This window comes from Janthinobacterium sp. SUN176, assembly GCF_030587335.1.
GTDB lineage: Bacteria > Pseudomonadota > Gammaproteobacteria > Burkholderiales > Burkholderiaceae_D > Janthinobacterium > Janthinobacterium kumbetense.
In genome coordinates this window covers 2,979,100-3,004,332 of sequence record NZ_JAPWIA010000001.1, presented here as the reverse complement: position 1 = coordinate 3,004,332, position 25,233 = coordinate 2,979,100, and the positions used below count along the sequence as shown (strand labels likewise).

The window sequence follows — 25,233 nt, the reverse complement described above, 5'->3', positions numbered from 1 at the left end:
GTTGCACTGTGTTCAACGGTCAGGTATCCGATGAGGTGGATGTTGTTAGATGACGATATTTTCGATATAGAACTGAAATTGTTGCTTGAGGGAATTTTGTTGAGATATCAGCACGATTTCCGCGATTATTCGGTGGCGTCGCTGCGCCGGCGCATGCGTCAGGCCATGGAGCGCTTCGGCTGCGCCAGCCTGTCGCAATTGCAGGACCGCATCTTGCACGAGCCGGCCATGTTCGCGCAGATGCTGCAGTTTTTCACGGTGCAAGTGAGCGAGATGTTCCGCGACCCTGCGTATTTCCGCGCCTTGCGCGAAAAAGTCGTGCCCATCCTGCATACCTATCCCTCCATCAAGATTTGGGTGGCCGGCTGCAGCAGCGGCGAAGAGGTGTGGTCGCTGGCCATCTTGCTGGAAGAGGAAGGCTTGCTTGAACGTAGCATGATTTACGCGACCGACATCAATGTGGAAGCGCTGGCCGCCGCCGAAGCGGGCATCTACCCGATCGAGCGCATCGCCCAGTTCAGCGAGAATTACCAGTTGGCGGGCGGCAAGCGCTCGCTGTCCGACTATTACACGGCCGCCTACAAGGGCGCCATCTTTGAGCGGCGCTTGCGGCGCCAGTTTGTCTTCGCCGACCACAGCCTGGCGACGGACAGCGTGTTTTCGGAGGTGCACATGGTTTCCTGCCGTAACGTCATGATTTACTTCAATAAAGACTTGCAAGACCGCAGCCTGGGCCTGTTCCACGAAGCGCTGGTGAACCGGGGCTTCCTGGGCCTGGGCATGAAGGAAAGCCTGCATTTCAGCCGCCATGCGGCCAGCTTCAACGAGCTGAGCCCGGCTGAACGCATCTTCCAGCGTGCCTGACATGTTGCCGACCTGCGACGTCGCGCCACCGCCCGCCGGCCTGCGCCTGATCGCCATCGGCGCCTCGGCCGGCGGCGTGGAAGCGCTGGGCATCGTGCTGCGCGCCTTGCCCGCCACCTGCCGCGCGGCCGTGGTGGTGGTGCTGCACCTGGCGCCGGGCCGTTCGAGCCAGTTGCCGCAGCTGTATGCGGAACGTTGCCAGCTGCCCTTGCGCGAAGCGCAGGACAAGGAACCCTTGCAGGGCGGCACCGTGTATTTCGCGCCGCCCGATTACCATTTGCAAGTAGAACCCGATGGCAGCTTTTCCCTGTCGCAGGAAGCGCCCGTGTATTTTTCGCGTCCGTCCATCGATGTCTTGCTGGAAACAGCCGCGTACGCTTACCGGCGCGCCATGCTGGCCATCATCCTGACGGGCGCCTCGGCCGACGGCGCGGCGGGCCTGGCGCGCGTGCGGCAGCTGGGTGGTAGTGCCTGGGTGCAAGACCCGCAGCTGGCCAGTTGTGGCATCATGCCGGCCGCCGCGCTCAAGCGGGCCGGCGCCGACCGCGTGCTCGATTTGCCGCAGATGGCTGCCAGCCTGGCCTTGCTCGGCGATGGTGAACACAAGTGAATGGGAATGGTGTAGTGCGTGTAATATATGTGAGAATTGAAACAATGTTTATGTCCATATCGAAACACGATGGCATCTTGCCGTTGCGATGCCTGAAGATGATTCCGTGACCGCCCCTATCCATATCCTCGTCGTTGACGACATCGCGCAAAACCTGGTCGCCGCCGAAGCCGTGCTGGCGCGGCCCGGTATTGTCATCCTGAAGGCCGGCTCGGGCGCCGAGGCGCTGGAATTGCTGTTGACGCATGACGTGGCGCTGGCCCTGATCGACGTGCAGATGCCGCAGATGGATGGTTTCGAGCTGGCCGAGCTGATACGCGGCAGCGAACGCACGCGCAGCATTCCCTTGATTTTTCTCACGGCCGCGTCGCGCGAACCGAGCTACAGTTTCCGTGGCTACGAGGCGGGCGCCGTCGATTTCTTGTACAAGCCCATCGACGTGAAAGCCTTGCAAAGCAAGGTGGCCGTGCTGGTCCAGCTGTACCAGCAGAAACGCGAGTTGTCGGCCCAGCTCGACGAGCTCAAGCATGCCTTGCACCTGAATGAATTGTTCACGGCCGTGCTGGGCCACGACTTGCGCACGCCCCTGTCGGTGGTGATGAACGGCGCCATGCTGTTGCCGATGATGAGCGACCACCCGAAGGTGATCGTCACGGCGCAGCGCATCGAAAGTAGCGCCAAGCGCATGGCGCGCATGGTCGACCAGTTGCTGGACCTGGCGCGCATCCGTTCCGGCACGATGGAGTTGCGCAGCAGCACGCACGATTACCTGGCGCTGGCGCGCGCCATCGTCGAGGAATTCGAGACGGCCGGCCAGGCGCCCCTTGTCGAGCTCAGCAGTGTTGGCGAGCTGCACGGGCAATGCGACGCGGGCTTGCTGTCGCAAGTCATCTCGAATCTGCTATGCAACGCCCTCACGCATGGCGAGGCGGGCGCGCCGGTGCAGCTGGCCCTCGACGGACGCGACGCCGACAGCATTGAATTGCGCATCGCCAATCGCGGCGTCATTCCCGCCGCCTTGCTGCCGACCCTGTTCGAGCCGTTCCAGCAGGCGGGCGAAAAGCGCAGGACGGGGCAGGGCCTGGGGCTGGGCCTGTACACGGTGAACATGTTCGTCAAGGCCCATGGCGGCACGGTCGAGCTCAGTTCGACGGACGCGCAGGGCACGCTGGCGACGGTGCGCATTCCGCGCCAGTGCCAGGTGCGCGTGCAAGCGGGATTGGCCACATGAGCGCGCCAGCCTGGCCGCGCGGCGGCGGCAGCATGGGCGAGCTGGTGCGCCAGCGCGACTGGTCCGCCACCGGCCTGGGCGACCTCGATGGCTGGCCCGCCAATTTGCGTACCAGCGTCGACATCGTGCTCAATTCGCCGATGGCGATGGTGCTGATGTGGGGCCCGCAGCATGTGATGATTTACAACGACGACTACATCCAGATCGCCGGGGCGCGCCATCCTGCGGCGCTGGGCGGCACGGTGCCGGCCGTCTGGCCCGAAATCTGGGACTGGAACGCGCGCATCCTCGATGCGGGATTGCGCGGCGAGACGCAGGTGCACCGCGAGTGCTGCCTGCCGCTGTTGCGCGGCGGACAGCACGCGGATGTCTGTTTCGACCTGTTTTACACGCCCGTGCATGGCGCAGGCGGCCAGGTCGATGGCGTGCTGTGCACGGCGCTGGAATTGACGGCGCGCATGGAGGAGGGGCGCCAGCTGAAGCTGGCCACGGCCGAACTGGGCGAGCTCAACACCACCTTGCAAGCCGAGAGCGAGGCCGTGCGCGCGGCCAACCGCCGCCTGGGCGAGGAACGCGCGCTGCTGCGCGCCCTGTTCCAGCAGGCGCCCAGTTTCATGGCCATGCTGCGCGGGCCGCAGCACGTGTTCGAATTGGCGAATGAACATTATCTGCGCCTGGTGGGACGCCCCGAACTTGAGCTGCTGGGCAAGACAGTCGAAGTGGCCTTGCCCGAAGTCAAGGCGCAAGGTTTCATCGCGCTGCTCGACCAGGTCTATCGCACGGGCGAACCTTACGAGGGGCGCCAGGTCAAAGTGGATTTGCAGACGGCGGACGGGCAGACGGGCCAGCGCCACATCGATTTCGTCTACCAGCCCATCAAGGATGACGAGGGCGCGGTCACGGGCATCCTCGTCGAAGGCATCGACGTCACCGAGCGCATGGAAGGCGAGGAGCGGCTGCGCCTGGCCCAGCAGGCGGGCGGCATCGGCACCTTCGAATGGTTCCCCGAGACGGGCGCGATGCTGGTGTCGCCCACCTTCCGCCGCCTGTGGGGCATTGCCGACGAGACGGAAGTGACGGAACGGCTGCTGGTGAGCCTGGTCGATGCGCGCGACCAGCAAAAGGTCGGACCGAGCAAGCTGGATCTGGCGCCCAATCCCCTCGAATACGTGGAATACCGCATCCGCCGTCCCGCCGATGGCGCGCTGCGTTGGATCGCGCGCCAGGGCGAGGTGGTGGCCGGCCGCGTGCCGGGCCAGCGCCGCTACGTGGGCGTGTCGTTCGACGTGACGGAGCGGCGCCAGATCGAGGATGAACTCAACGCCAGCCAGGAGCGCATGGCGGCCATTTTCGGCCAGGCTTCCGTGGGCTTGTCCGAGCTGGGCCTCGATGGCCGTTTCCAGCGTGTCAACGGCGCCCTGTGCCGCATGCTGGGCCGTTCCGCCGAAGAACTGCTGAGCCTAAATATGAACGACATCATGCATCCGGCGGACGTGCCTGGCAACGGCGTGCTGTTCCAGCGCCTGGTGGAAACGGGCGAATCGTTCTCGCTGGAAAAGCGCTACCTGAAGCCCGATGGCTCGCAAGTGTGGGTGTCGAGCAATGTCAGTCGCCTGGTCGATGAGCAGGGTCATACGCGTTCCTTGATCGCCGTCAAGACGGACATCACGGACCGGCGCCGCGTGGAAAAGGCGCTGCATGAATTGAACGAAACGCTGGAACACCGGGTCGAACAGGAAGTGAATGAGCGCACCAAGGCTGAAGACGCCTTGCGCCAGGCGCAAAAGATGGAAGCCGTGGGCCAGTTGACGGGCGGCATCGCGCACGACTTTAACAATGTGCTGCAAATCATTTCCGGCAATTTGCATTTGCTGCAGCACCTGGCGGGCACGGATGGCCTCATGCGCCAGCGCCTGGACACGGCGATCGCCGCCGTCGAGCGGGGTGCCAAGCTGTCGTCGCACCTGCTGGCGTTTGCGCGGCGCCAGCCCTTGCAACCGGTGGTGGCCGACTTGACGCGCGTGGTGCGCAACATGGATGCGCTGCTGCGGCGCGCCCTGGGCGAAGCGATCGACATCGTGCTGGTGGGCGGCGGCGGACTGTGGAATACCCTGGTCGACCGCAGCCAGATCGAGAACGTCATCCTCAACCTGGCCATCAATGCGCGCGACGCCATGGATGGCGTGGGCAAGCTGACCATCGAACTGGGCAACGTCGTGCTCGACGAACAGTATGTGCACAACCTGGTCGACGTGCCGGCGGGCCAGTACGTGATGCTGTCGGTGACCGATACGGGCCGCGGCATGAGCGGGCCCGTGCTGCAGCGCGCCTTCGAACCGTTCTTCACGACCAAGCCGGAAGGCGCGGGCACGGGCCTGGGCCTGTCGATGGCGTACGGCTTCGTCACGCAAAGCCGCGGCCATATCCGCATCTACAGTGAACCTGGCGTGGGCACGGGAGTCAAAATCTATTTGCCCCGATCCCTGATGGCCGAAGCGGACGAGGAACTGGAATTGAGCGGCGTCGTCACGGGCGGCACGGAAACGGTGCTGGTGGTGGAAGACGACGTGGGCGTGCGCACCACCGTGGTCGACATGCTGGGCGCGCTCGGTTACAAGGTGCTCAAGGCCGAGGATGGCGAAAGCGCGCTGGCCGTGCTGCACAGCGGTGCGCAAATCGACGTGCTGTTTACGGACGTGATCATGCCCGGTCCCGTCAGCAGCACGGAGATGGCGCGCCAGGCGCGCGAGCTGCAGCCCGATATCGCCGTCTTGTTTACCTCGGGCTATGCGCAGGATGTCATCGTGCACGAAGGCCGGCTCGATGCGGGGGTGGAATTGCTCAGCAAGCCATACCGGCGCGAAGAGCTGGCGCGCAAGCTGCGCCATGTGCTGGCCAACCGCCAGCAGCAAATGCGCGCGCGCCAGTTCGAACGGTCCGGCGCACCCGTGGCCGGCACGCTGGCAAGCGGCAGCACGGCGGCCAGCGTGCTGGGAGGCGGCACGCCGGGGCTGGACTTGACGGGCCATGCGTTGGTGCCGCAGGGGGACATGCCGACTTCGATGAAGATACTCGTGGTGGAAGACAATCTCGATTCCCAGCTGATGGTGTGCGAGCTGGTGGGCATGCTGGGCCACACGGTCAGCGGCGTGTCCGATGGCGAGGCGGCGTGGGAGTTGCTCAACGAGCAAGACTTCGATATCCTGTTTACGGATGTCAGCCTGCCCGGCATGTCCGGCATCGCACTGGCACGCATGGTGCTGCGCGATAAACCGGACATGCGCATCATCTTTTCCACCGGCTATGGCAAGGAATCGATGGATGAGCTGGGCTTTTCCGCCAGCGTCTTGCGCAAGCCCTATGATTTGATGGAGTTGCAAGCGGCACTCGACCAACCCTGACGGGCATGCGCCGGCACGGCCAGCCTGTCCCACCCTGCAGAGGTAAGGCATGACTCCTGAACTGACGATGCTGGCCTGTACCCTCGTGCTGGCGCTGGTGCAAATTCTGCTGCCCGCGCTGTTTCGCACGCGCGAGACGGGCACGGCGTATAACGTGAGCGCGCGCGACGGCGAAGGCCCGCCCGTAGGCAAGATCACGGGCCGCTTGCAGCGGGCCCAGGCGAACCTGTTCGAAACCCTGCCCCTGTTCGCCGCCGCCGTGCTGATCGCCCACGTGACGGCGCAGGAAAGCGCGCTGACCCTGTATGGCGCCGCCCTGTACTTGGCCGCGCGCGTGCTGTACTTGCCCCTGTATGCGTTTGGCGTGCCCGTCGTGCGCACGCTCGTGTGGTGCGTATCGATTGCCGGCTTGCTGATGCTGTTCTGGGCCATCCTCTTCGCTTCCTGAACTCCCCGCCGCTGGCGTCCCGCGGCCGCGTGTCGGAGGCGATGCGCGGCAAGTTCCGATGCCGCCGTTCTCCGGCCGCCCTGGCGGCTGGCCGCGTGCGCTGCCTCGCTAACTGCTGAGTGTCTGGTACTTTTGGTGGAAAACTGAAAGTAACTGCGCCACCACGGGCGGGACTCATCCTACATGCGCTCTTGGCATCCTCCTATTTCTTGCACCCCATGCGCGCACTAAGATGACGGTTCCCTTGCCATGCGAGGGGAAAGAATTGCATGGTTTGCACTGTTTCTGATTCCATCGATCAAGGAGATCATCATGGCCACATCGAGCGACAATAAACAGCAAGGTAGTAAAACCAGTAGCAGCAGTAGCGGCGGCGGCAGCGGCAGCAAGCAAAGCGATACCAGCAAACGGGGTTTCGCTTCCATGGACCCCGCCCAGCAGCGCGAAATCGCCAGCGAAGGGGGACGTGCCGCGCATGAAAAGGGCACGGCGCATGAATTCACGTCGGAAGAGGCGCGCCGCGCAGGCAGCCAAAGCCACAAGAACGATGCCAGCCGGCAAAGCGCCTCCAGCGCCAGCGGCACGCGCGACAATGCCGGCATGAACCAGGAGGGCAACCGCGACAGTGGCAACAAGCAAAGCGGCGGTTCGGGGTCGGGTTCGGGTTCCGCGGGTTCGCGCAACAAGTAGCAGCAAGTGGTAATGAGCGTTAGCGGTGACCATGGCCAGTGGCAGGCACGCCGCTGGCCATGGCCGCATCTGTCCGGTCGCCGCAAAATTTTGATGCAATGCAGCAGGCATGGACTATGATGAAATAGCTGCGCTGGCAAGGTGTAATCGCCTGGCAATCGCCGCGCAGTCAACTCGCATTGATGATCAGGGAGAAGATAATGGGCAACGCGAATACGCCGCAACCGGGCAATAGCCAGGGCGGCACGCCATCCACGGCGGGCAGCAAGCAAAGCACGGCCGACTCGGCCGAAAACTTTGTACTGGTCGATAGCGAGCAAGGTCTCGATATCGGCGACGATCTGTTTTCCATCGGCGAAGTGCGGCGCGCCGACCGCTTGCCGCATCACCAGTCCGGCTCCGCAGGGCAAAGCCGGCAGAGCGCCGACGATGCGCCAGACACCACGGGCAGCACGGGCGTCTGAGCTTCCCTTCCTGACTGTCTGACAATTTCCGCAGGGCCAGCCGCCGGGCGTGTTCGCGCACGGCGGCTGGCCGTTTCCCCTTGCGCGCGGACAATGTCGCCTGCTTGCCGCCGGGGGGGAGACTGGCGACCCGGCTACAGGTCGACCCGTCCGTGTTCGCCCAGATACTTTGGCGGTTCGCCCGTGATGGCGGCCTTGGCCATTTCATAGAATTGCATCATCTTGCTGGCGCTGCTATCCCAGTATTCGGCTGACTGTATCGTTACCTTGATCAGCGACAGCTTCGGATCGTCGGCACCGCCTGGGAACCAGGCTTTTAGCAGCGGGTTCCACAATTCCTCCGCCTTGACGCGGTCCTTCAGCAACTGCGCGTGACCGCAGACGGACACATACAGGCTGTCGCCCGTGTCGACAAAGCTGACGTTGACTTGTGGATTGTTCAGCAAGTCGCGCGTGTAGGCGGCCTCGTCCGAGACAAAGAACCAGATGTGCCCTTCGCTGTCGACCTGCTGCTGCGTCAGCGGCCGGCTGGTGAGGGTGCGCATGTCATCGCTGGTGGTCAGCATGCCGAATTTGACGTCCTTGATCCTGGCCGCGATGCTGGCCAGTTGTTCGCTGGAATATGCTTGCATGGGTGCTCCCTTGATGGTTGTCCTGAACAACAGCATAGGCGGGCGCGGCAGGCGGCTCTGTACGGCAGCTTACGTAGTGGCGACTGCCTGCCTCGCGCCATGTTTCAAAGCTGTTACAAAACGCTGGCCCGGCGGGGCGCCCCATGTATTGACTTAATAAATGATAATCATTATCATTTGTTTGAAAATGAGGCATGAACTTTGATTGAAGGATGGGAATGAAGCACACTGACTTGTCGCGCCACCTGGCCCGCTCCTTGCCGGGAGCGCTCGATGGGTAATGCGGGCGCAGCAGACAAGGCCAAGAACAACGCCAGCCGCGCCGTCTGGCTGAAGAACTTGCATCAATGGCACTGGATCAGCTCAGCGCTTTGCCTGCTGGGCATGTTTCTGTTCGCCATTACCGGCATCACCTTGAACCACGCCGGCCAGATCGAAGCCAAGCCGGCGATCACGCGCCAGAAGGCGGCGTTGCCGGCACCCCTCGTCACGCAACTGGCCGCGTATGCCGCCAAGCACGATGGCGCCAATGCGCCCATGCCGGCCGACGCCGAAGCCTGGCTCAAGCAGCAGTGGTCGCTCAATGCGGGCGGCCGTCCCGCCGAATGGTCGATCGACGAAGTCTACCTGCCGCTGCCCAGGGCGGGTGGCGACGCCTGGGTGCGCATCGGCCTGGAAGACGGGGCTGCCGAATACGAATTGACGGACCGGGGCTGGGTCTCCTGGCTCAACGATGTCCACAAGGGCCGCAACACGGGCGTGGCCTGGAGTTGGTTCATCGACATCTTTGCCGGCGCCTGCATCGTGTTTTGCCTGACGGGCTTATTGATTTTGAAGTTCCACGCGGCCAACCGGCCATTTACCTGGCCGATGGTTGGCCTCGGTATCTTGATACCCTGCGCGATCGCCTTGCTGTTTATTCACTGATCGTTTTTACTCTTACTTTTTTACAGGCACACCATGAAATTACGCTACACCCTGGCGCTTGGCCTTCCCCTGATCGGTACGTCGGCGATGGCGGCCGACCTGTCCCTCAAGCTTGAACTCCCGCAATTGAACGTGGCGGAATACCACCGTCCCTACGTGGCGGCGTGGCTGGAAACGGCGGACCAGAAGGTGGTTGGCAACCTGGCCGTGCTGTACGACGTGAAAAAGAAAGACAAGGTCGGCGAGAAGTGGCTGAAGGACATGCGCCAATGGTGGCGCAAGAGCGGCCGTGACCTGGCCATGCCCGTGGACGGCGTCAGCGGCGCCACGCGTGCGCCGGGCGAACATACCTTGACCTTCCCTGGCGCCAAGGCCTTGCTTGACAAGTTGCCGGCCGGCGAATACCAGGTGGTGGTGGAAGCGGCGCGCGAAGCGGGCGGACGCGAACTGGTGCGCGTGCCGTTCCAGTGGCCGCTGAAATCGGCCCAGTCCGTGCCAGCCAAAGGCAAGGAAGAACTCGGTACTGTCGTCGTCCAACTCAAACCATAAGGCGCACCCCATGTTCAAGCAATTCAACAAATCCCTGATCGCCCTGGCCCTGGCTGGCCTGGCCATGAACGCCCACGCCCACCGCGGCTGGATGGTGCCATCGAGCACGATGGTGGAAAGCAAGGACGCCTGGGTGACGGTGGATGCCGCCGTTTCCGACGGCCTGTTCGAGATCGACCACCAGCCGCTGCGCCTGGACGCGCTGCAAGTCATCGGCCCGGACGGCGCCAAGGTCGCGCCGGCGAACACCCTCACAGGCCGTTTGCGCAGCGTCTTCGACGTGAAAATGGAAAAGCCGGGCACGTACAAGGCGGCCATCGTGTCGCAAAACGTGATGGGCAGCTACACCGTGAACGGCGAGCAGAAGCGTTTCCGCGGCAACGAAGAGACGTTCAAGAAAGACGTACCGGCCGATGCGAAAGACGTGAAAATCACGCGCACGGCAGCGCGCCTGGAAACCTTCTTCAGCAATGGCGAAACCAGCACGGAAGTGTTCAAGCCGACGGGCGTGGGCCTGGAATTCGTGCCCGTCACGCACCCGAACGACTTGCGCGCGGGCGAGAAAGCCACGTGGCGCTTCCTGATCGACGGCAAGCCGGCGGCGAACCAGGCGTTCAGCCTGGTGCCAGGCGGCGTGCGCTACCGTGGCGTGCTCGGTGAAATCCGCCAGAGCACGGATGCCAAGGGCGAGATCACGTTCACCGTGCCGGCCGCGGGCATGTATTACCTGAGCAGCACCTGGCCAGCGGCCGCGCCAGCCGTGGCCGGCCAGCCGCCCGTGATGCCGGAACGCCGTGCTACCTACGCGGCTTCCGTGGAAGTGCTGCCGCAGTAAGCGGCGGCATCTTCGCGAGCGAGAGCGCCGATGCGCCGGGTCCTGCTGCCGCAGCATATTTCCGATCAGGTCGCGCCGTCCGGCGCCGCGATCCGGGACTTGCGCGGCCTGAGCATGGGTACCAGCTGGTCGGTGCGCTTGCTCGAGTCCGCCATGCCGGGACGCGCGGGCAGCGCCGACTTGCAGCAGGGCTTGCAGCAGCAGCTCGACCTTGTTGTCGCGCAAATGAGTCATTGGAGCGACGAGTCCGACCTGGGCCGCTTCAACCGGGCCGAGCCCGGCAGCTGGCACAGCCTGCCCGCCGCGTTTTGCGAGGTGCTGGGCTTTGCCATGCACGTGTCGCAGGCGTCCGGCGGGGCGTATGACCCGTGCGCGGGTGCCCTCGTCAACCTGTGGGGCTTCGGCCCCCGCAAGCGCTACGATGAACCGGGCTTTCTGCCGCCGAAAGACGATACCGTGGCCTTGCTGCTGGCGCAGCGCCAGCGCCGCCGCCTGGAACTGGACTTGCCGGCCCGCCGCGCGCGCCAGCCGGGCGGCTTGCTGCTGGACCTGTCCGCCGTGGCCAAGGGCTATGGCGTGGACCGCCTGGCCCGCTACCTGGACAGCCAGGGCATCCATCATTACCTGGTCGAAGTGGGCGGCGAGCTGCGCGGCGCCGGAAGCAAGCCCGACGGCCAGCCGTGGTGGGTGATGCTGGAACAGGTCGATGGCGCCGCCGATCGTGCCGATAATGCGCAGCATCCGCCGGAAATGCTGCTGGCGCTGCACGGCTTGTCCGTGGCGACGTCGGGCGATTACCGGCGTTTCTTCGAAGATGGCACGGTGCGTTTCTCGCACACCATCGATCCGCGCAGCGGCATGCCGATCGCCAATCAACTCGCTTCCGTCACCGTCGTGCACGCCGAATGCATGGCGGCCGATGCCTGGTCGACGGCCTTGACGGTGCTGGGCCCGGAAGCCGGCATGGCGCTGGCCGAAGAGCAGGGCCTGGCCGCGCGCTTCCTGCAGCGCGACGGCGATGGTTACCATGAAACGCTGAGCAGCCACATGCTGGCCATGCTCGACGAATGAACGATTGATTCCATGATTTTTACGCACGATACGACGCGGCTGGCCTTGCTGGCCGCCCTGTCCCTCAGTTATGCGGGCGTGTGCCTGGCGCCCTGGCTGCGTGCGCGCGCCAGGCGCCGCGCGTCCGACGCCGCGAAGGCGGCGCTGGCCAACAGTCCCGCCTGGCTGGTGGCGTATGCGAGCCAGACGGGCAATGCCGAGGAACTGGCCACGCAAACGGCGCAGAGCCTGCAACTGGCCGGCATTCCCGTGCGCCTGTGTGCGCTGGCCGACCTCACGGCCATTGATCTGCAACAAGCGGAGCGGGCCTTGTTTTTGGTCAGCACCTATGGCGAAGGCGATGCGCCCGACAATGCGGCCGCCTTCATGGGCCGTTTGATGACGGGCGAACTGGCGCTGCCGCAATTGCACTACGCCGTGCTGGCCCTGGGCGACCGCAGCTATGGCCAGTTCTGCGGCTTCGGCCGCGCGCTCGATGCCTGGCTGGCGGAGCAGGGCGCCTCGCGCCTGTTCGAGCGCATCGAAGTCGACCGCAGCGCCAGCGCCACCATCGAGCAATGGTTCCAGCACCTGAGCCACCTGGCCGGTACCAGCGACGCGCCCGACTGGAGCGCGCCCGCATTCGGCGACTGGCGCCTGACACGTCGGCAGTTGCTCAATCCCGGCAGCGCCGGCGGCCCCATCTATCACGTGGAACTGGCGCCCGTGGCAGGCAGCTTGCCTGACTGGCAGTCGGGCGACCTGGTGCAGGTGGCCGCGCCGCTTGATCCTGCGCAACCGCGCGAATATTCGATCGCCTCGATTCCACACGACGGCGGCGTGCACTTGCTGGTGCGCCAGCATGCGCATCCCGACGGCAGCCTGGGCCTGGCCTCGGGCTGGCTCACGGCGCAGGCCGCTGTCGGCGACGTGGTGCAACTGCGCTTGCGCCAGCACCGGCGTTTCCGCCTGGAAGACAATGCCCAGCGGCCCCTGATTTTAATTGGCAACGGCAGCGGCATCGCCGGCTTGCGCGGCCATTTGAAAAGCCGCGTGCTGGCAGGGCAACGGCGCAATTGGCTGATCTTTGGCGAACGCAACCTTGACCACGATTTCCATTATCGCGAGGAAATTGAGCACTGGCATGCCAGCGGCGACTTGCCGCGCCTGGACCTGGCGTTTTCGCGCGACCAGGCGGAGCGAACCTATGTGCAGGACCGCTTGCGCGGCAATGCCGATGAAATCAAATTGTGGCTGCAGCAGGGCGCGGCCATCTACATTTGCGGCAGCCTGGCCGGCATGGCGGGCGGCGTCGACCAGGCCCTGCAAGACATGCTGGGACGGCCCGCGCTCGACGCGCTGGCAGCGGAAGGGCGCTACCGGCGCGACGTCTACTGAGTTGTTGACGCCGCCAGCACGTTCGCGCACACACGGCTATCATGATTGTTTTATCCGCCGAGGAGATACATCATGAGCGACAGTATTTACGACATTCCTTTGCGCCGCATCAATGGCGAACCCACCAGCCTGGATGCCTATCGCGGCAAGGTCGTGCTGGTGGTCAATGTCGCCTCCGCCTGCGGCTTGACGCCGCAGTACGAAGGACTGGAAAAGCTCTACGCCGACAAGCAGGCCGAGGGCCTGGTGGTGGCCGGTTTTCCCGCGAATGAATTCGGCGCGCAGGAGCCGGGCAGCAATGCCGAGATCGCCGACTTTTGCCGCGGTACCTTTGGCGTGCAATTTCCCATGTTTGAAAAGATCGTCGTCAAGGGGCCGGGCCAGCATCCGCTGTACCAGCGCCTGGTGCAAGAGCAGCCGCGGGCGCAGGAAAAACCGGGCAGCGATTTCCGCGCCAAGCTGGCCGGCTACGGCATCACGCAGGAGCAGCCGAGCGACGTGCTGTGGAATTTCGAGAAGTTTTTGATCAGCAAGGACGGCAAGGTGGTGGGGCGTTTCGCGCCCGACACCACGGTCGATGATGCGCTCTTGCGCGAAGCGATCACGCGCGAGTTGCAGGCCTAAAGTTGCAGGCCTAAGTTTAGACCCGGCTTAGTCGGCGGCGTCCAGCGCGGCCGGCTCCATCTCGCCACTGACTTCCTGCAAGCCCCGTGCCAGGCTGGAGATGCTGGGGTTGTCGATGAAGACGCAGCGCTTGCCCGTGCGCTTGCAATAATCCTTCACGCGCCAGTAGGCGCTGTGGCTGATGCAGCCCGTCTGGCAAATCACCAGGTCGGCCGCCGCCAGGCTCGAATCGAGCAGGTTGGCATTGTCTTCCAGGCCGCCGTCGTGATGGGCGAATTGCGCGCCGACCCGCTCGATCAGGGCGCGGTAGGTGGCGACATTGCCGCTGCGCCCGCCCACGCACAGGACGCTTTGATCGACGAGGCGGATCGGCATTTTCAGCTTGCCGCCCGTCGGCACTTCCAGCTTCGGCGCCGGTGGCGGCACGGCCGTGCCCGGACGAGGCTGGGCTTGCTTCAAATCCGCGATTTGCTGGCGCAATTCCTTTTCGCGCTCATCCATTTGCGCCAAGCGTTCGACCAGGCGCGTGCGCGATTCCAGCGCCGGGATGGCCGCCTGCAATTGCGCCAGTTCCGCGCGCAAGCCGTCGATCACGCTATCCTTGCCGATCGCTTCTGCACGCGTGCGCAGCAGCACGGCTTCCTGGCGTTCCAGTTCGCCCGTCTTTTCCATCAGTGCTGCCTGGCTGCGCTGTTGCAGCTTGGCCAGTTCGTGCGTCAGGCGCGCATTTTCTTCCTGCAAGGCCGTAAACTTGCCCATGTCGGCGCGCACGCAGGCGCCGGCCTGGTGCTGGATCATGTGCAAGTCTCTGCACATCTGCTCTTCCAGCTCGGCGTCGCAGCGCGGGTGCGTCAGGCCGGCCCAGAAAGCGCCCGACACGTCGCCGTTGGCGACGGCCGTGCGCCACAGTTCGGCCACTTGGTCCGTCGTCTTGGCGCCGCGAAAGCGCAGGATCACGGGGGCGTAGCGGCGTTCGAGTTCCTTTTGCAGCGCTTCGGACAGGCGGTTGCGCGCGCCGCATTCCGTCACGGCGCCCACGTGCACTTCGTAGTCGTCGGCCAGCACGCGCCCGCCCGTCATCTTGCCCACCAGCTTGCGCAAGTATCCCAGGGGCAAGCCTACGCCGACCAGCGGGCAATGACAGGTATGCGACAGTTCCCACAGCCGGCGGCGGCGTGAAGCGAGCGCGGCCGGTTCGGCCCCGCCGCTGGAACAATTGCTGATGACGGGCAGGGACTGGTCTTTGTCACACATGGCGATATCCTGTTGGGCGATGGGGGATGGAAAAGAAATTATTGCGGCAGGGGCGAGGCGGGGCGCTTGGCGCTCAGCATGCGTGCCAGGCGCTCAAGCCAGCTGGTGCTGGGCGGCGCGGGCCGGTGCAGCGCCACGAGGGCAGCCCATTGCTGCGACAGTTGCTGGCAGGTCGCTTGCAGCACGGGGCCCAGGCCGGGCGAGTTTGACAGCACTTGCAGATGGCGTTCGATGACACCCGCCAGTTTCTCGCAGGGACTGCCCGCATGGTAGTGCGACATCAGGTGCAGCACGGCCGACAGCAGCAATTCAGGCTGTTGGCCTTGCGGAGGAGGAAACATCGGGGAAGGTCGGTCGTTCGCCATCAAACACTCCTGTGCGGTGGTTTGGCTGGCTGCGCGCACGGGGCACGACTGGCTGGCGAGTGTGGTGACTGGCTGCCGTGCTGCTTCAGGCAGTCAGGATCAGCTTGTTCAATTGGGTGACGCGCAGGCGATAGATCTTGCCGCTGTGCTCAATCTCCACTTCGCGGCCCTGCTGCAGCAGCGCTTCGCTGGTGATGCGGCGCGCCGGCTGGGCCATGCTGACGGGAGGACGGACGTGGGCGGTAGCGGCATCCTGGATCAAGGCTGGTTTTGAGCTTTGCATGTTGGGCTTTCTTTGTCTCAGTTGAGAATGATTCGTATTTGCATTATTGTTGAATGTGGCCCGAAAAGCAAGGCTTATTTGTGCGGAATCCGCGCTTTTTTACGGTGGGACGGCAGCGTGGGAGCGAGTGCTGCGCAAAGGCGGCCGCTGGCGCGGCGCGGAAGGGGGCGGCAGCAAAAAAGACCCGGCAAGGCAGTGCGCCTTGGCCGGGTCAAGCCTGTGCCAAGCTTGAGGAAATCGGGATGAAGCTAGATGGTGGCCAGCAATTGCGCCGAGGCGCTGGCGGCCGCGGTGGTATCGGCCTTGAGCTTGGCGGCGGCCAGCTGCTTGGCGCGCGAACGCGACGGCGGCAGGCGGCGCAGGGTTTTCAGGGCGTCCGGATCCTTGATGCCGATGGTGCGCTGGTCAACCGTGATCAGGCCGATTTCATTGAAGGCGGACAAGGTGCGGCTGACCGTTTCCAGGGTCAGGCCCAGGTAGCTGCCGATTTCGTGGCGCGTCATGCGCAGGTTGAACAGCTTGCTCGAGTAGCCCATCTGCGCAAAGCGGTCGGCCAGCGAGACGAGGAAGCGCGCCACGCGGGCTTCGGCGCTGAGGGCGCCCAGCATGCCGATCATGGCTTGCTCGCGCACCAGTTCGCGGCTCATCACGCCGTACATGACATTTTCCAGTTCCAGGTGGACACGACCCAGCGCCGTGAGTTTCTTGAACGGCAGCAGGATCAGGTCGCAGTCGGACAGGGCCACCGCTTCCGAGGAATAGTGGCGCGAATGGATGCCGTCGACGCCCAGCATGTCGCCCTTCATGGGAAAGCTGAGCACCTGCTCATTGCCGAACTCATCGATGAGCACGGTTTTCAGGAAGCCCGAATTGACGATGTACAGGGTGTCGAACGGCTGGCCGATCGTATGCACGCGCTGGCCCGTCTTGAATTGCACGTGCTGGAACAGCAGTTCGTCGGCGGCGATGGTGCAGGCGCTGGAGATATGCAGCAGGTCGCACACCTCCTTCAGGTTCGACCAGAGCCGGCCCTGGCGCTGGCGTCCCGCTTCCATCGGAGCGGAGGGGGCCAGCGATGGTGAGGCGGCGCGGGTGTCGGGCATTTGCGTGGACAGCATGTTCATCTCCTGGTGACAGGTAGTTCAGAGTTGAATGACGGGGTGCACGGGACGGCGGGCAGGCGTGGGCCGGCGGCGCGCGTTCGGGCAGGTAATGCTCAATTCGCTGAAGACTTGCTGTGTGATGAAATAACTTTCCAGCAACTTGATTACTGGTTTCAGTATGCCAACAAGCGTATGCAATTAATATCAGCAGTGGCTGAATATGGCAGTAGGAGCTGTGGTAGATGAAGTAGGATTGTTCCTACAGTCGACGCGCGGGCGCGCGCCGCCGTATTCAGGTCTTGAAGGGGGAGAGCAGGCGGTGCGCCACGGCATACTGGACCATTTCTGACAGGGAACTCATGCCCATCTTTTGCATGATGCGCGTCTTGTGCGTACTCACCGTCTTGACGCTCAGATGCAGGTTGTTGGCAATTTCCGTGATCGACTTGCCTGCCACCAGCAGGGAAAAGACTTCGAATTCGCGGTCCGACAGCTGTTTATGCAGCAAGCTTTCATTCGGCATCATGATGTTGAGCACGAGCTGCTCCGCCACCTCGGCGCTGATATAGGGACGTCCCGACGCCACCTTGTGGATGGCGCCCACGAGCTGGGTGCCCGCGCTTTCCTTGGTCAGATAGCCTTGCGCGCCGGCGCGGATGGCGCGCACCGCATACTGCTCTTCCTCGTGCATGGTGAGGATCAGGATGGACAGCTTGGGTGCCTCGCTGCGGATTTGCCGGATCAGGTCGACGCCGCTGCGGCCTGGCATCGACAGGTCGAGCAGCAACAGGTCGAAGCCGCCCTGGCGCACATGGTTGAGTACTTCAAAACCGTCGATGGCTTCACCCACGATGTCGATATCCGGCGCGCCGTCAAGGATGCGCTTCAATCCTTCACGCATGATGGTGTGGTCGTCGGCAATCACAATACGTATCATAGGCGGGCAATCTGGTGGCGTGTAATCTGCTCTGTCCGTCACCGGACAATCAAATGTTGAGAAACGAGAAACGTTGTCATTTTAACCGAAGCGGCCGCACTGTGCCTTTTCTTGAGCTGTGCCGGTGCGACGGTCCCCGTGGCCATGTGACCCCTTATTTTGTCTGGGGTTCCTTGATCAGCCTGTGCACCAGCACGGGCAATTTCGAGTGCGACAGCACCTTGTTGGTGACGCTGCCCAGCAGCAACTGACCCCAGCCGCTGCGGCCATGCGAACCCATGAAAATCAGGTCGCATTGCTGCAATTGCGCCACTTCCACGATTTTCAGGGCGGGGCTGTCGGAAAAGGCCGTCAATCCCGTCGCTTGCAAGCCCCGCTTGGCAGCCGCGTCGAGCACGGGTTGCCAGTGGTCGGCGCCCGCCTTGCGCATGGCGACGCGGTATTCCTCTTCGCTGGGATAGCTCGGCGGAATGATTTCGATGTACACCGGGTACTGGTACTCGGGCGCCACATACACGGCAAGGATGTCGGCGTGCATTTGTTCGGCAAAGGCAACGCCGGCACAGGCCGTCAAGTTGGAGACGGTTGAGCCGTCCGTGGCGATCAGAATTTTCTTATACATGGCAGGTCCTTTGGCAGTGACTCAGCGCGCGCAACGCCTCTTATTGTAGACGTGGCGGCAGCATTGTATTCATGTAAAGACTTGATAATTATCAATACTACTGCACCTTCAGTATAGACAACATTGGCAGAAAGATCGTGTTTAGCTGCGCCAGGGTCCGTCTGGCGCCGTTGCGCAGGCGCTTGAGAGCAGGATTTCTTGTGTCGCGCGTGGTCTTGCACGCACGCCAATGGTAGTATTTCAAAATACAACAGCAGGAACACTTATTTCCTGGCGGAAAAGCTCTTGCGGACCCGCTTTGCACCAGGAAGCGCGTTTTGAGATTTACCAACAGGGCGGCGCCCTGCTACACTCGCACCATCGCAGCGGTATTGCCTCAAATCATCTTAATCGAGAAATTGTGGGTATCAGTCTGTAAAACGCACAGTTCAGGCGGAATTTTGACAAATTATGGAGAAGCAGGGATATGACCAACGCCGCTGATGATTTCGATGCATTATTCGATGAAGTATCCGCGCAAAGCGCGGCCGCAGCCACGCCGGCGCCTGCCGCCGCGCCCGCTCCCGCCGTGATCGCGGATGACGATTTTGACGCGCTGTTCGACTCCGTGTCGGCCAGCGCCGCCGTACCGGCAGCCGCAGCGGCGCCGGTGGCTGCCGCGCCAGCCGCAGCGGAAGCGGCCCCAGTTGCCGGCGCCGACGCGCCTGGCGAAGCGGCCGACCCGGTCGACCAGTCCGACAAGCCGATGTTCGAGCGCCTGGGCGGCATCGTGCGCCTGCTGCACGATTCGCTGCGCGAACTGGGCTACGACAAGGCGTTGACGGAAGCGTCGTCGCAGATCGTCGACGCCCAGGACCGCCTGGAATATGTCGCCACCCTGACGGAACAGGCCGCCAACAAGGTCTTGAACACGCTCGACGAAGGCATGCCGGCGCAGGACGTGCTGTCGAAGAAAGCCAAGGACATGGACGGCCGCTGGACGGCGCTGTTCGACGGCAAGCTGAGCCTGGAAGAATTCAAGGCCCTGGCCGGCGATTCGCGCCAGTTCGCGCAAGCCGTTGCCGAAGCGACGGAAGCGGAAAAAGCCCGCTTGCTGGAAATCATGATGGCCCAGGACTTCCAGGACATCACGGGCCAGCTGATCAAAAAAGTGGTCAACATCACCAAGACGGTGGAAAACGAGCTGGCTCAGCTGCTGCGCGACAATGCGCCGGCCGAGGTGCGCGAAAAACTGGCGCAAAAGCCGGTGCCGCTGATGCAGGGCCCGTCCGTGCCGTCGGTGGCGCTGGACCAGGATAATGTAGACGACCTTCTTGCGGATTTGGGATTCTAATGGACGATATGCTCAAGGATTTCGTCGTTGAGGCGATGGATCTTGCGGTTAATGTTGAAGAGCACTTATTGCGCCTCGAGCGTGATCCTGACAACAAGGAAACACTGAATGCCGTGTTTCGTTCCTTCCACACCATCAAGGGTGGCGCCGGTTTCATGGGCCTGCCTGCGCTGGTGGCGGCCTGCCACCTGACGGAAAACCTGTTCGACGCCTTGCGCACGGGCGCCGCGCCCGTGACGCCGATCGCCATCGAGGCGGCGCTGCAAGCGTCCGGTTTCGTGGCCGACCAGCTGACGGAGCTGGCGAACGGCGCCGCGCCGGAAAGCTTGCCGGCCATGCCGGAAGAGCTGGAACACATCCTGACGAACGCCATCGAAGGCAAGGGCATGGACGCGCCTGCGCCTGCCGCCGCCGTGGTGGCGGAAGCGGCCGTGCCCGTTGCCGAGGTCGCTGAAGTGCTTGCAGCCGCGCCTGCCGCTGTCGCGGCCACTGCCAGCGCCGATGGCCTGGACTGGGAAGGCATGTATAACGCCGTCGTGCCCGAGGGCAGCCGCGTGGCTGCCGCACCGGTGTCCGCCGTCGCCGCTGCGCCTGCCGTCGTGGCCGCCGCGCCTGCCGCTGCTGCCGCCGCCAAACCGGCCGCCAAGGCCTGGGATGGCGCCGAACGCCGCGAAGAGCGCCCGGAAGTACGCCATGCCGCGCCCGTCAAGGAAGACAGCATCCGCGTCGACGCCGTCAAGCTCGACGCATTGCTGGAAGTGGCCGGCGAATCCGTGCAGGCCGCCAACCAGGCTGCCGTGTTGCTCGAGCGCTTGCTGCAATTCAAATTCGAAGGCCAGGCCGCCACCTTGATGGCGACCCTGGCGGAAACCCTGGAACGCGCTTCGCGTTACTCGACGGAACTGCAGCGGGCCACCCTGGCCACGCGCATGCAGCCCGTCGGCCGCCTGTTCCAGAAATTCCCGCGCCTGGTGCGCGAATTGGCCAAGGATCTGGGCAAGGATGTCGAACTGACCATCGAAGGCGCGGAGACGGAAGTCGACCGCGTGGTGGTCGACAGCCTGTACGATCCGCTCGTGCACATGCTGCGCAACTCGCTCGACCATGGCGTCGAATCGCCGGAAGCGCGCCTGGCTGCCGGCAAGCCCGCCAAATCGTATATTTCACTGAAGGCATGGCAGGAAGCCAACAGTGTCATGATCGTGCTGCAAGATGATGGCAAGGGCATGGACCCGGCCTTCCTGCGCAGCAAGGCCCAGCAAAAGGGCTTGATCAGCGAAAACGCGCAGTTGAGCAACGACGAATGCTTCCAGCTGGTGTTCCTGCCGGGCTTCTCGACCAAGGAAGTCGCCTCCAGCGTCTCCGGGCGCGGCGTCGGCATGGACGTGGTGAAAACGGCCGTGGAGAAAAACCGCGGCGCCATCCACATCGAGTCGGCGCTGGGCAAGGGCACGAAATTTGCCATCCGCCTGCCGATCGAACTGTCGATCGTGCCGACCATGCTCGTGTCGACCTCGGGCGCCGCGCTGGCGCTGCCGATGGCCGTGGTGCAGCGCGTCGTCGAATTGCCGGAAACCTTCATGGAAGTGGGCGGCGCGCCCGTGCTGAAAGACCAGGGCCGTCCATTGCCCGTGCGGTCGCTGGCCGGCTCGCTGGGCTACGAGTCGTGCAGCGAGCGCGTCGGCATTGTTGTCGCTGCGCCACAGCCGTACATTCTCGCCGTGGAAGCCGTCGATGGCACGGCCGACCTCGTGATCAAGCCGATGACGGCCATCACCGTGGAAGGCATTACCGGTACTGCCCGCTCGGCCGAGGGCGAGCTGGTGCTAGTCGTGGGCCTATCTTTCCTGATGGATGGTTGCAGGGGAAGTGTGCGCATGGCTGCCTAACAACACAGGCCAGTTCACATCCAGCCCGCTGCAGACCTCTGCAGCGGGCTTTTTTTTCGGCTTTTTTCGATTTTTATTCGCCCCGACGGCATTTTGGCGGATTTTCGTATCAGCAATTTTTTCGCCATATCCGCAAAGCGCGCCAAATTTTGTATCGCCCATCCCACGCTGGGGTGGCTTTTGGTTCTGCATTGCACAATATATGGCATAATCATTGCCGATCCCTCCGATCAGTAGACAGATCACTTAAACACAGGCTGTGGCAACGCTGCATAAATCATGATGAAGACGCTTTACGACAAACTTTGGGAATCCCACGTTGTTCGGGCCGAAGATGATGGCACGACAATTCTGTACATCGACCGGCACCTGCTGCACGAAGTCACCAGCCCGCAAGCCTTCGATGGCCTCAGCGTGGCGGGCCGCCAGCCGTGGCGCATTTCCGCCAACCTGGCCGTGGCCGACCATAACGTGCCCACCACCAGCCGGGTCGACGGCATTGCCGACCCGGTCTCGCGCCTGCAGGTGGAAACCCTGGACAAGAACGCCCGGCACTATGGCTTGACCTACTTCAACATGAACGACAAGCGTCAGGGTATCGTGCATGTGATCGGCCCCGAGCAGGGCGCGACCCTGCCCGGCATGACGGTCGTCTGCGGCGATTCGCACACGTCCACGCACGGCGCGTTCGGCGCGCTGGCGCACGGCATCGGCACGTCCGAAGTGGAACACGTGCTGGCCACGCAAACCTTGCTGCAAAAGAAATCCAAATCCATGCTGGTGCAGGTCGACGGCGCCTTGCCTGCCGGCGTGACGGCGAAAGATATCGTGCTGGCCATCATCGGCAAGATCGGCACGGCCGGCGGCACGGGCTACTGTATCGAGTTCGGCGGCTCGGCCATCCGCGCCCTGTCGATGGAAGGCCGCATGACGGTGTGCAACATGGCCATCGAGGCGGGCGCGCGCGCCGGCATCATCGGCGTGGACGACACCACCATCAATTACGTCAAGGGCCGCCCGTTTTCGCCGGCCGGTCCCCACTGGGAACGCGCCGTGGCCTATTGGCGCACCCTGCATTCCGACCCGGGCGCCCGCTTCGACCTCGTCGTCACCCTGAACGCGCAAGACATCGTGCCGCAAGTGACCTGGGGCACGTCGCCCGAAATGGTGATCGGCGTCGATGGCCGCGTGCCGGACCCCGACCTGGAAAAAGACAGCGTCAAGCGCGATGCGATGGAAAAGGCGCTCGTCTACATGAACCTCAAGCCGAACACGGCCATCGAAGACATCCGCATCGACAAGGTCTTCATCGGTTCCTGCACCAATTCGCGCATCGAGGATTTGCGCGCGGCAGCGGCCGTGGTGCGCGGCAAGTACCGCGCCTCGAACGTCTCGCTGGCGCTGGTGGTGCCCGGTTCCGGCCTGGTCAAGGACCAGGCGGAGCGCGAGGGACTCGACCGCATCTTCAAGGATGCCGGTTTCGAGTGGCGCGAGCCGGGCTGCTCCATGTGCCTGGCCATGAATGCGGACCGCCTGGAGCCGGGCGAACGCTGCGCGTCCACGTCGAACCGCAACTTCGAAGGCCGGCAAGGGCAGGGCGGGCGTACCCACCTGGTGTCGCCCGCGATGGCGGCCGCGGCAGGTATCGCCGGCCACTTTGTCGACGTGCGGGGCTTGCGATGAATTAGGGGAACTGCGTGGTAACGCAGCCAAATTCCGTGGTCAGACCCGCCGGGTCTGACCCCAGCTTTCAGCTGCTGGTTTACACTAGCGCCATTCATTTCCCTGAAACAAACGAGATCATCATGAAAAAACTCTTCGCCCTCCTCATCGCCACCGTCATCTTGTCTGGCTGCAACACCGTCTCCGGCATCGGCCGCGATGTGCAGAAAGTCGGCCAGGTTGTCACTGGCGCCGGCGGAAAATAAACCGCGACGTGCCGGCGCCCTGCGCCGCGCGTCTTACCGAGTAGAAACAGCATGGATAAATTTACGATTTACGAAGGCCTGGTCGCCCCGCTGGACCGTGCCAACGTCGACACCGACGCGATTATCCCGAAGCAATTCCTGAAATCGATCCACCGCAGCGGTTTCGGCCCCAACCTGTTCGACGAATGGCGCTACCTCGACCATGGCGAACCGGGCCAGGACAACAGCCGCCGTCCGCTGAACCCGGAGTTCGTGCTCAACGAGCCGCGCTACCAGGGCGCCTCGATCTTGCTGACGCGCAAGAATTTCGGCTGCGGTTCCTCGCGCGAACACGCGCCGTGGGCGCTCGATCAATATGGCTTCCGCGCCATCATCGCGCCCTCGTTCGCCGACATCTTCTTCAATAATTGCTACAAGAACGGCTTGCTGCCCATCGTGCTGTCGGAAAGCCAGGTCGAGCACCTGTTCAATGAAGTCAAGGCCTTCCCCGGCTTCAAGCTGGTGGTGGACCTGGAGCAGCAATGCGTGCGCACCAGCAATGGTTCCGTATCGTATCCGTTCGAGATCGATGCCTTCCGCAAATATTGCCTGATGAATGGGCTCGACGATATCGGCCTGACCCTGCGCCACGCGGACGATATCCGCGCCTTCGAAGAGCGTCATTTGAACAATCAGCCTTGGCTCGCCAACGTCATCTAATCGATAAAAATATGAAAATTGCAATCTTACCCGGCGACGGCATCGGTCCTGAAATCGTCGCGCAAGCCGTCAAGGTCTTGAATGTGCTGGGCGAATCGTTCGAGCTGGAAAGCGCGCCCGTGGGCGGCGCCGGCTATGCGGCCCATGGCCACCCCTTGCCGGAAGGCACGCTGGCCCTGGCCAAGGCGGCCGATGCCGTGCTGTTTGGCGCCGTGGGCGACTACAAATACGATACGCTGGAGCGCCAGTTCCGTCCCGAGCAGGCGATTTTGGGCTTGCGCAAGAACCTGGGCCTGTTCGCCAACCTGCGTCCGGCCATTCTGTACCCGGAACTGGCGGGCGCTTCGACCCTGAAGCCGGAAGTGGTGTCCGGCCTGGACATTTTGATCATCCGCGAATTGACGGGCGACATTTATTTTGGCCAGCCCCGCGGCGTGCGCGAGTGCCCGGACGGTCCGTTCAAGGGCCAGCGCGAAGGATTCGACACGATGCGCTATGCGGAAGGCGAAATCCGCCGCATCGCCCACGTGGCTTTCCAGGCAGCGCAAAAGCGCGACAAGCGCCTCACCAGCGTGGACAAGGCGAACGTGCTGGAAACGTTCCAGTTCTGGAAAGACATCGTCATCGACGTGCACAAGGAATACCCCGATGTTGCGCTCGATCATATGTATGTCGATAACGCGGCCATGCAGCTGGTGCGGGCGCCGAAGAAATTCGACGTCATGGTGACCGGCAACATGTTCGGCGACATCTTGTCGGACGCGGCCGCCATGCTGACGGGTTCGATCGGCATGCTGCCGTCGGCCTCGCTGGACGCCAACAACAAGGGCCTGTACGAGCCATCGCACGGTTCGGCGCCCGATATCGCGGGCAAGGGCATCGCCAATCCGCTGGCGACGATCTTGTCGGCCGCCATGATGCTGCGTTATTCGCTGAATCGTGAAGAGCAGGCAAACCGCATCGAAACGGCCGTGAAGCAGGTGCTGGCGCAGGGCTTGCGCACGGCCGACATCCACGAAGCGGGCACGACTTTGGTCGGTACCGAGGCCATGGGTGATGCAGTTGTAAAAGCACTGGGATAAAATAGTCTAATGACG

At 63.3% G+C, this 25,233-nt stretch carries 26 protein-coding genes; 19 read left to right on the top strand and 7 right to left on the bottom strand.

Annotation, left to right across the window (positions count from 1 at the left end):
• Positions 1-30: 30 nt before the first annotated feature.
• The 7 genes from O3299_RS13590 (at position 31) to O3299_RS13560 (ending at position 7,708) form a co-directional block, all read left to right on the top strand.
• Positions 31-864: a protein-glutamate O-methyltransferase CheR gene (locus O3299_RS13590; RefSeq protein WP_034783398.1), complete on the top strand. Its 834-nt coding sequence runs from the start codon at positions 31-33 to the stop codon at positions 862-864.
• A gap of 1 nt (position 865) precedes the next feature.
• Entirely contained in the window at positions 866-1,474 is a 609-nt protein-coding gene (locus tag O3299_RS13585; RefSeq protein WP_099666975.1) for a chemotaxis protein CheB, read from the top strand.
• 106 nt (positions 1,475-1,580) lie between these two features.
• Positions 1,581-2,705, top strand: a complete 1,125-nt coding sequence (locus tag O3299_RS13580) for a hybrid sensor histidine kinase/response regulator (protein WP_099668411.1) — start codon at positions 1,581-1,583, stop codon at positions 2,703-2,705.
• Positions 2,702-6,106 carry a PAS domain S-box protein gene (locus tag O3299_RS13575; RefSeq protein ID WP_289916687.1) on the top strand — a complete coding sequence of 1,135 codons (3,405 nt, stop codon included), beginning with the start codon at positions 2,702-2,704 and terminating at the stop codon, positions 6,104-6,106. The genes O3299_RS13580 and O3299_RS13575 overlap by 4 nt, the downstream gene beginning before the upstream one ends.
• A 49-nt stretch (positions 6,107-6,155) precedes the next feature.
• Entirely contained in the window at positions 6,156-6,554 is a 399-nt protein-coding gene (locus O3299_RS13570; RefSeq protein WP_099666977.1) for an MAPEG family protein, read from the top strand.
• A gap of 312 nt (positions 6,555-6,866) precedes the next feature.
• The gene (locus O3299_RS13565) at positions 6,867-7,244 is read left to right on the top strand and encodes a KGG domain-containing protein (RefSeq protein WP_305052839.1); all 378 of its coding nucleotides are present in this window, start codon (positions 6,867-6,869) and stop codon (positions 7,242-7,244) included.
• 200 nt (positions 7,245-7,444) lie between these two features.
• Complete coding sequence (locus O3299_RS13560) at positions 7,445-7,708, top strand: hypothetical protein (protein WP_077407571.1); 264 nt, start codon at positions 7,445-7,447, stop codon at positions 7,706-7,708.
• A gap of 134 nt (positions 7,709-7,842) precedes the next feature.
• On the opposite strand, the gene O3299_RS13555 is transcribed toward O3299_RS13560, so the two are convergent.
• Entirely contained in the window at positions 7,843-8,340 is a 498-nt protein-coding gene (locus O3299_RS13555) for a pyridoxamine 5'-phosphate oxidase family protein (protein WP_305062495.1), read from the bottom strand.
• A 273-nt stretch (positions 8,341-8,613) separates the two neighbouring features.
• On the opposite strand from O3299_RS13555, the gene O3299_RS13550 reads away from it, so the two are divergent.
• The 6 genes from O3299_RS13550 (at position 8,614) to O3299_RS13525 (ending at position 13,723) form a co-directional block, all read left to right on the top strand.
• The gene (locus O3299_RS13550) at positions 8,614-9,267 is read left to right on the top strand and encodes a PepSY-associated TM helix domain-containing protein (protein WP_077407567.1); all 654 of its coding nucleotides are present in this window, start codon (positions 8,614-8,616) and stop codon (positions 9,265-9,267) included.
• Between the two features lie 33 nt (positions 9,268-9,300).
• Positions 9,301-9,816, top strand: coding sequence for a DUF2271 domain-containing protein (locus tag O3299_RS13545; RefSeq protein WP_305062494.1), 516 nt, complete (start codon positions 9,301-9,303; stop codon positions 9,814-9,816).
• A gap of 10 nt (positions 9,817-9,826) precedes the next feature.
• Positions 9,827-10,651, top strand: a complete 825-nt coding sequence (locus tag O3299_RS13540) for a DUF4198 domain-containing protein (RefSeq protein WP_305062493.1) — start codon at positions 9,827-9,829, stop codon at positions 10,649-10,651.
• A gap of 30 nt (positions 10,652-10,681) precedes the next feature.
• Positions 10,682-11,722, top strand: coding sequence for an FAD:protein FMN transferase (locus O3299_RS13535; RefSeq protein WP_305062492.1), 1,041 nt, complete (start codon positions 10,682-10,684; stop codon positions 11,720-11,722).
• A 12-nt stretch (positions 11,723-11,734) separates the two neighbouring features.
• Complete coding sequence (locus O3299_RS13530; RefSeq protein WP_305052835.1) at positions 11,735-13,099, top strand: sulfite reductase subunit alpha; 1,365 nt, start codon at positions 11,735-11,737, stop codon at positions 13,097-13,099.
• Positions 13,100-13,171: 72 nt separating this feature from the next.
• Entirely contained in the window at positions 13,172-13,723 is a 552-nt protein-coding gene (locus O3299_RS13525; protein WP_305062491.1) for a glutathione peroxidase, read from the top strand.
• A gap of 27 nt (positions 13,724-13,750) precedes the next feature.
• On the opposite strand, the gene O3299_RS13520 is transcribed toward O3299_RS13525, so the two are convergent.
• The 6 genes from O3299_RS13520 to O3299_RS13495 all read right to left on the bottom strand — a co-directional run bounded on the left by O3299_RS13520 (position 13,751) and on the right by O3299_RS13495 (position 18,287).
• Positions 13,751-14,977: a DUF2325 domain-containing protein gene (locus tag O3299_RS13520; protein ID WP_305052833.1), complete on the bottom strand. Its 1,227-nt coding sequence runs from the start codon at positions 14,975-14,977 to the stop codon at positions 13,751-13,753.
• 38 nt (positions 14,978-15,015) lie between these two features.
• Positions 15,016-15,342, bottom strand: coding sequence for a hypothetical protein (locus O3299_RS13515; RefSeq protein WP_099666986.1), 327 nt, complete (start codon positions 15,340-15,342; stop codon positions 15,016-15,018).
• Positions 15,343-15,427: 85 nt separating this feature from the next.
• On the bottom strand, positions 15,428-15,625 hold the full coding sequence (gene hemP / locus O3299_RS13510) for a hemin uptake protein HemP (protein WP_034750559.1): 198 nt from the start codon (positions 15,623-15,625) through the stop codon (positions 15,428-15,430).
• A 248-nt stretch (positions 15,626-15,873) separates the two neighbouring features.
• On the bottom strand, positions 15,874-16,680 hold the full coding sequence (locus O3299_RS13505; protein WP_035821063.1) for a Crp/Fnr family transcriptional regulator: 807 nt from the start codon (positions 16,678-16,680) through the stop codon (positions 15,874-15,876).
• Positions 16,681-17,020: 340 nt separating this feature from the next.
• On the bottom strand, positions 17,021-17,665 hold the full coding sequence (locus O3299_RS13500) for a response regulator transcription factor (protein WP_034783426.1): 645 nt from the start codon (positions 17,663-17,665) through the stop codon (positions 17,021-17,023).
• Positions 17,666-17,819: 154 nt separating this feature from the next.
• On the bottom strand, positions 17,820-18,287 hold the full coding sequence (locus O3299_RS13495; RefSeq protein WP_305062490.1) for a universal stress protein: 468 nt from the start codon (positions 18,285-18,287) through the stop codon (positions 17,820-17,822).
• A gap of 466 nt (positions 18,288-18,753) precedes the next feature.
• Between O3299_RS13495 and O3299_RS13490 the strand changes: the two genes are divergently transcribed.
• The 6 genes from O3299_RS13490 to leuB all read left to right on the top strand — a co-directional run bounded on the left by O3299_RS13490 (position 18,754) and on the right by leuB (position 25,218).
• Entirely contained in the window at positions 18,754-19,620 is an 867-nt protein-coding gene (locus O3299_RS13490; RefSeq protein WP_251350424.1) for a protein phosphatase CheZ, read from the top strand.
• Entirely contained in the window at positions 19,620-21,509 is a 1,890-nt protein-coding gene (locus tag O3299_RS13485) for a chemotaxis protein CheA (RefSeq protein ID WP_305062489.1), read from the top strand. Before O3299_RS13490 ends, O3299_RS13485 begins: the two co-directional genes overlap by 1 nt.
• Positions 21,510-21,788: 279 nt before the next feature.
• Positions 21,789-23,192 (top strand): 3-isopropylmalate dehydratase large subunit, encoded by a 1,404-nt coding sequence (gene leuC / locus O3299_RS13480; protein WP_099666990.1) that lies wholly within the window; start codon positions 21,789-21,791, stop codon positions 23,190-23,192.
• A gap of 122 nt (positions 23,193-23,314) precedes the next feature.
• Complete coding sequence (locus O3299_RS13475) at positions 23,315-23,437, top strand: entericidin A/B family lipoprotein (protein ID WP_010400408.1); 123 nt, start codon at positions 23,315-23,317, stop codon at positions 23,435-23,437.
• A 51-nt stretch (positions 23,438-23,488) separates the two neighbouring features.
• Positions 23,489-24,136: a 3-isopropylmalate dehydratase small subunit gene (gene leuD, locus O3299_RS13470; RefSeq protein ID WP_251350427.1), complete on the top strand. Its 648-nt coding sequence runs from the start codon at positions 23,489-23,491 to the stop codon at positions 24,134-24,136.
• A gap of 11 nt (positions 24,137-24,147) precedes the next feature.
• Positions 24,148-25,218: a 3-isopropylmalate dehydrogenase gene (gene leuB, locus O3299_RS13465; protein ID WP_305062488.1), complete on the top strand. Its 1,071-nt coding sequence runs from the start codon at positions 24,148-24,150 to the stop codon at positions 25,216-25,218.
• The last annotated feature ends 15 nt before the right edge of the window (positions 25,219-25,233 follow it).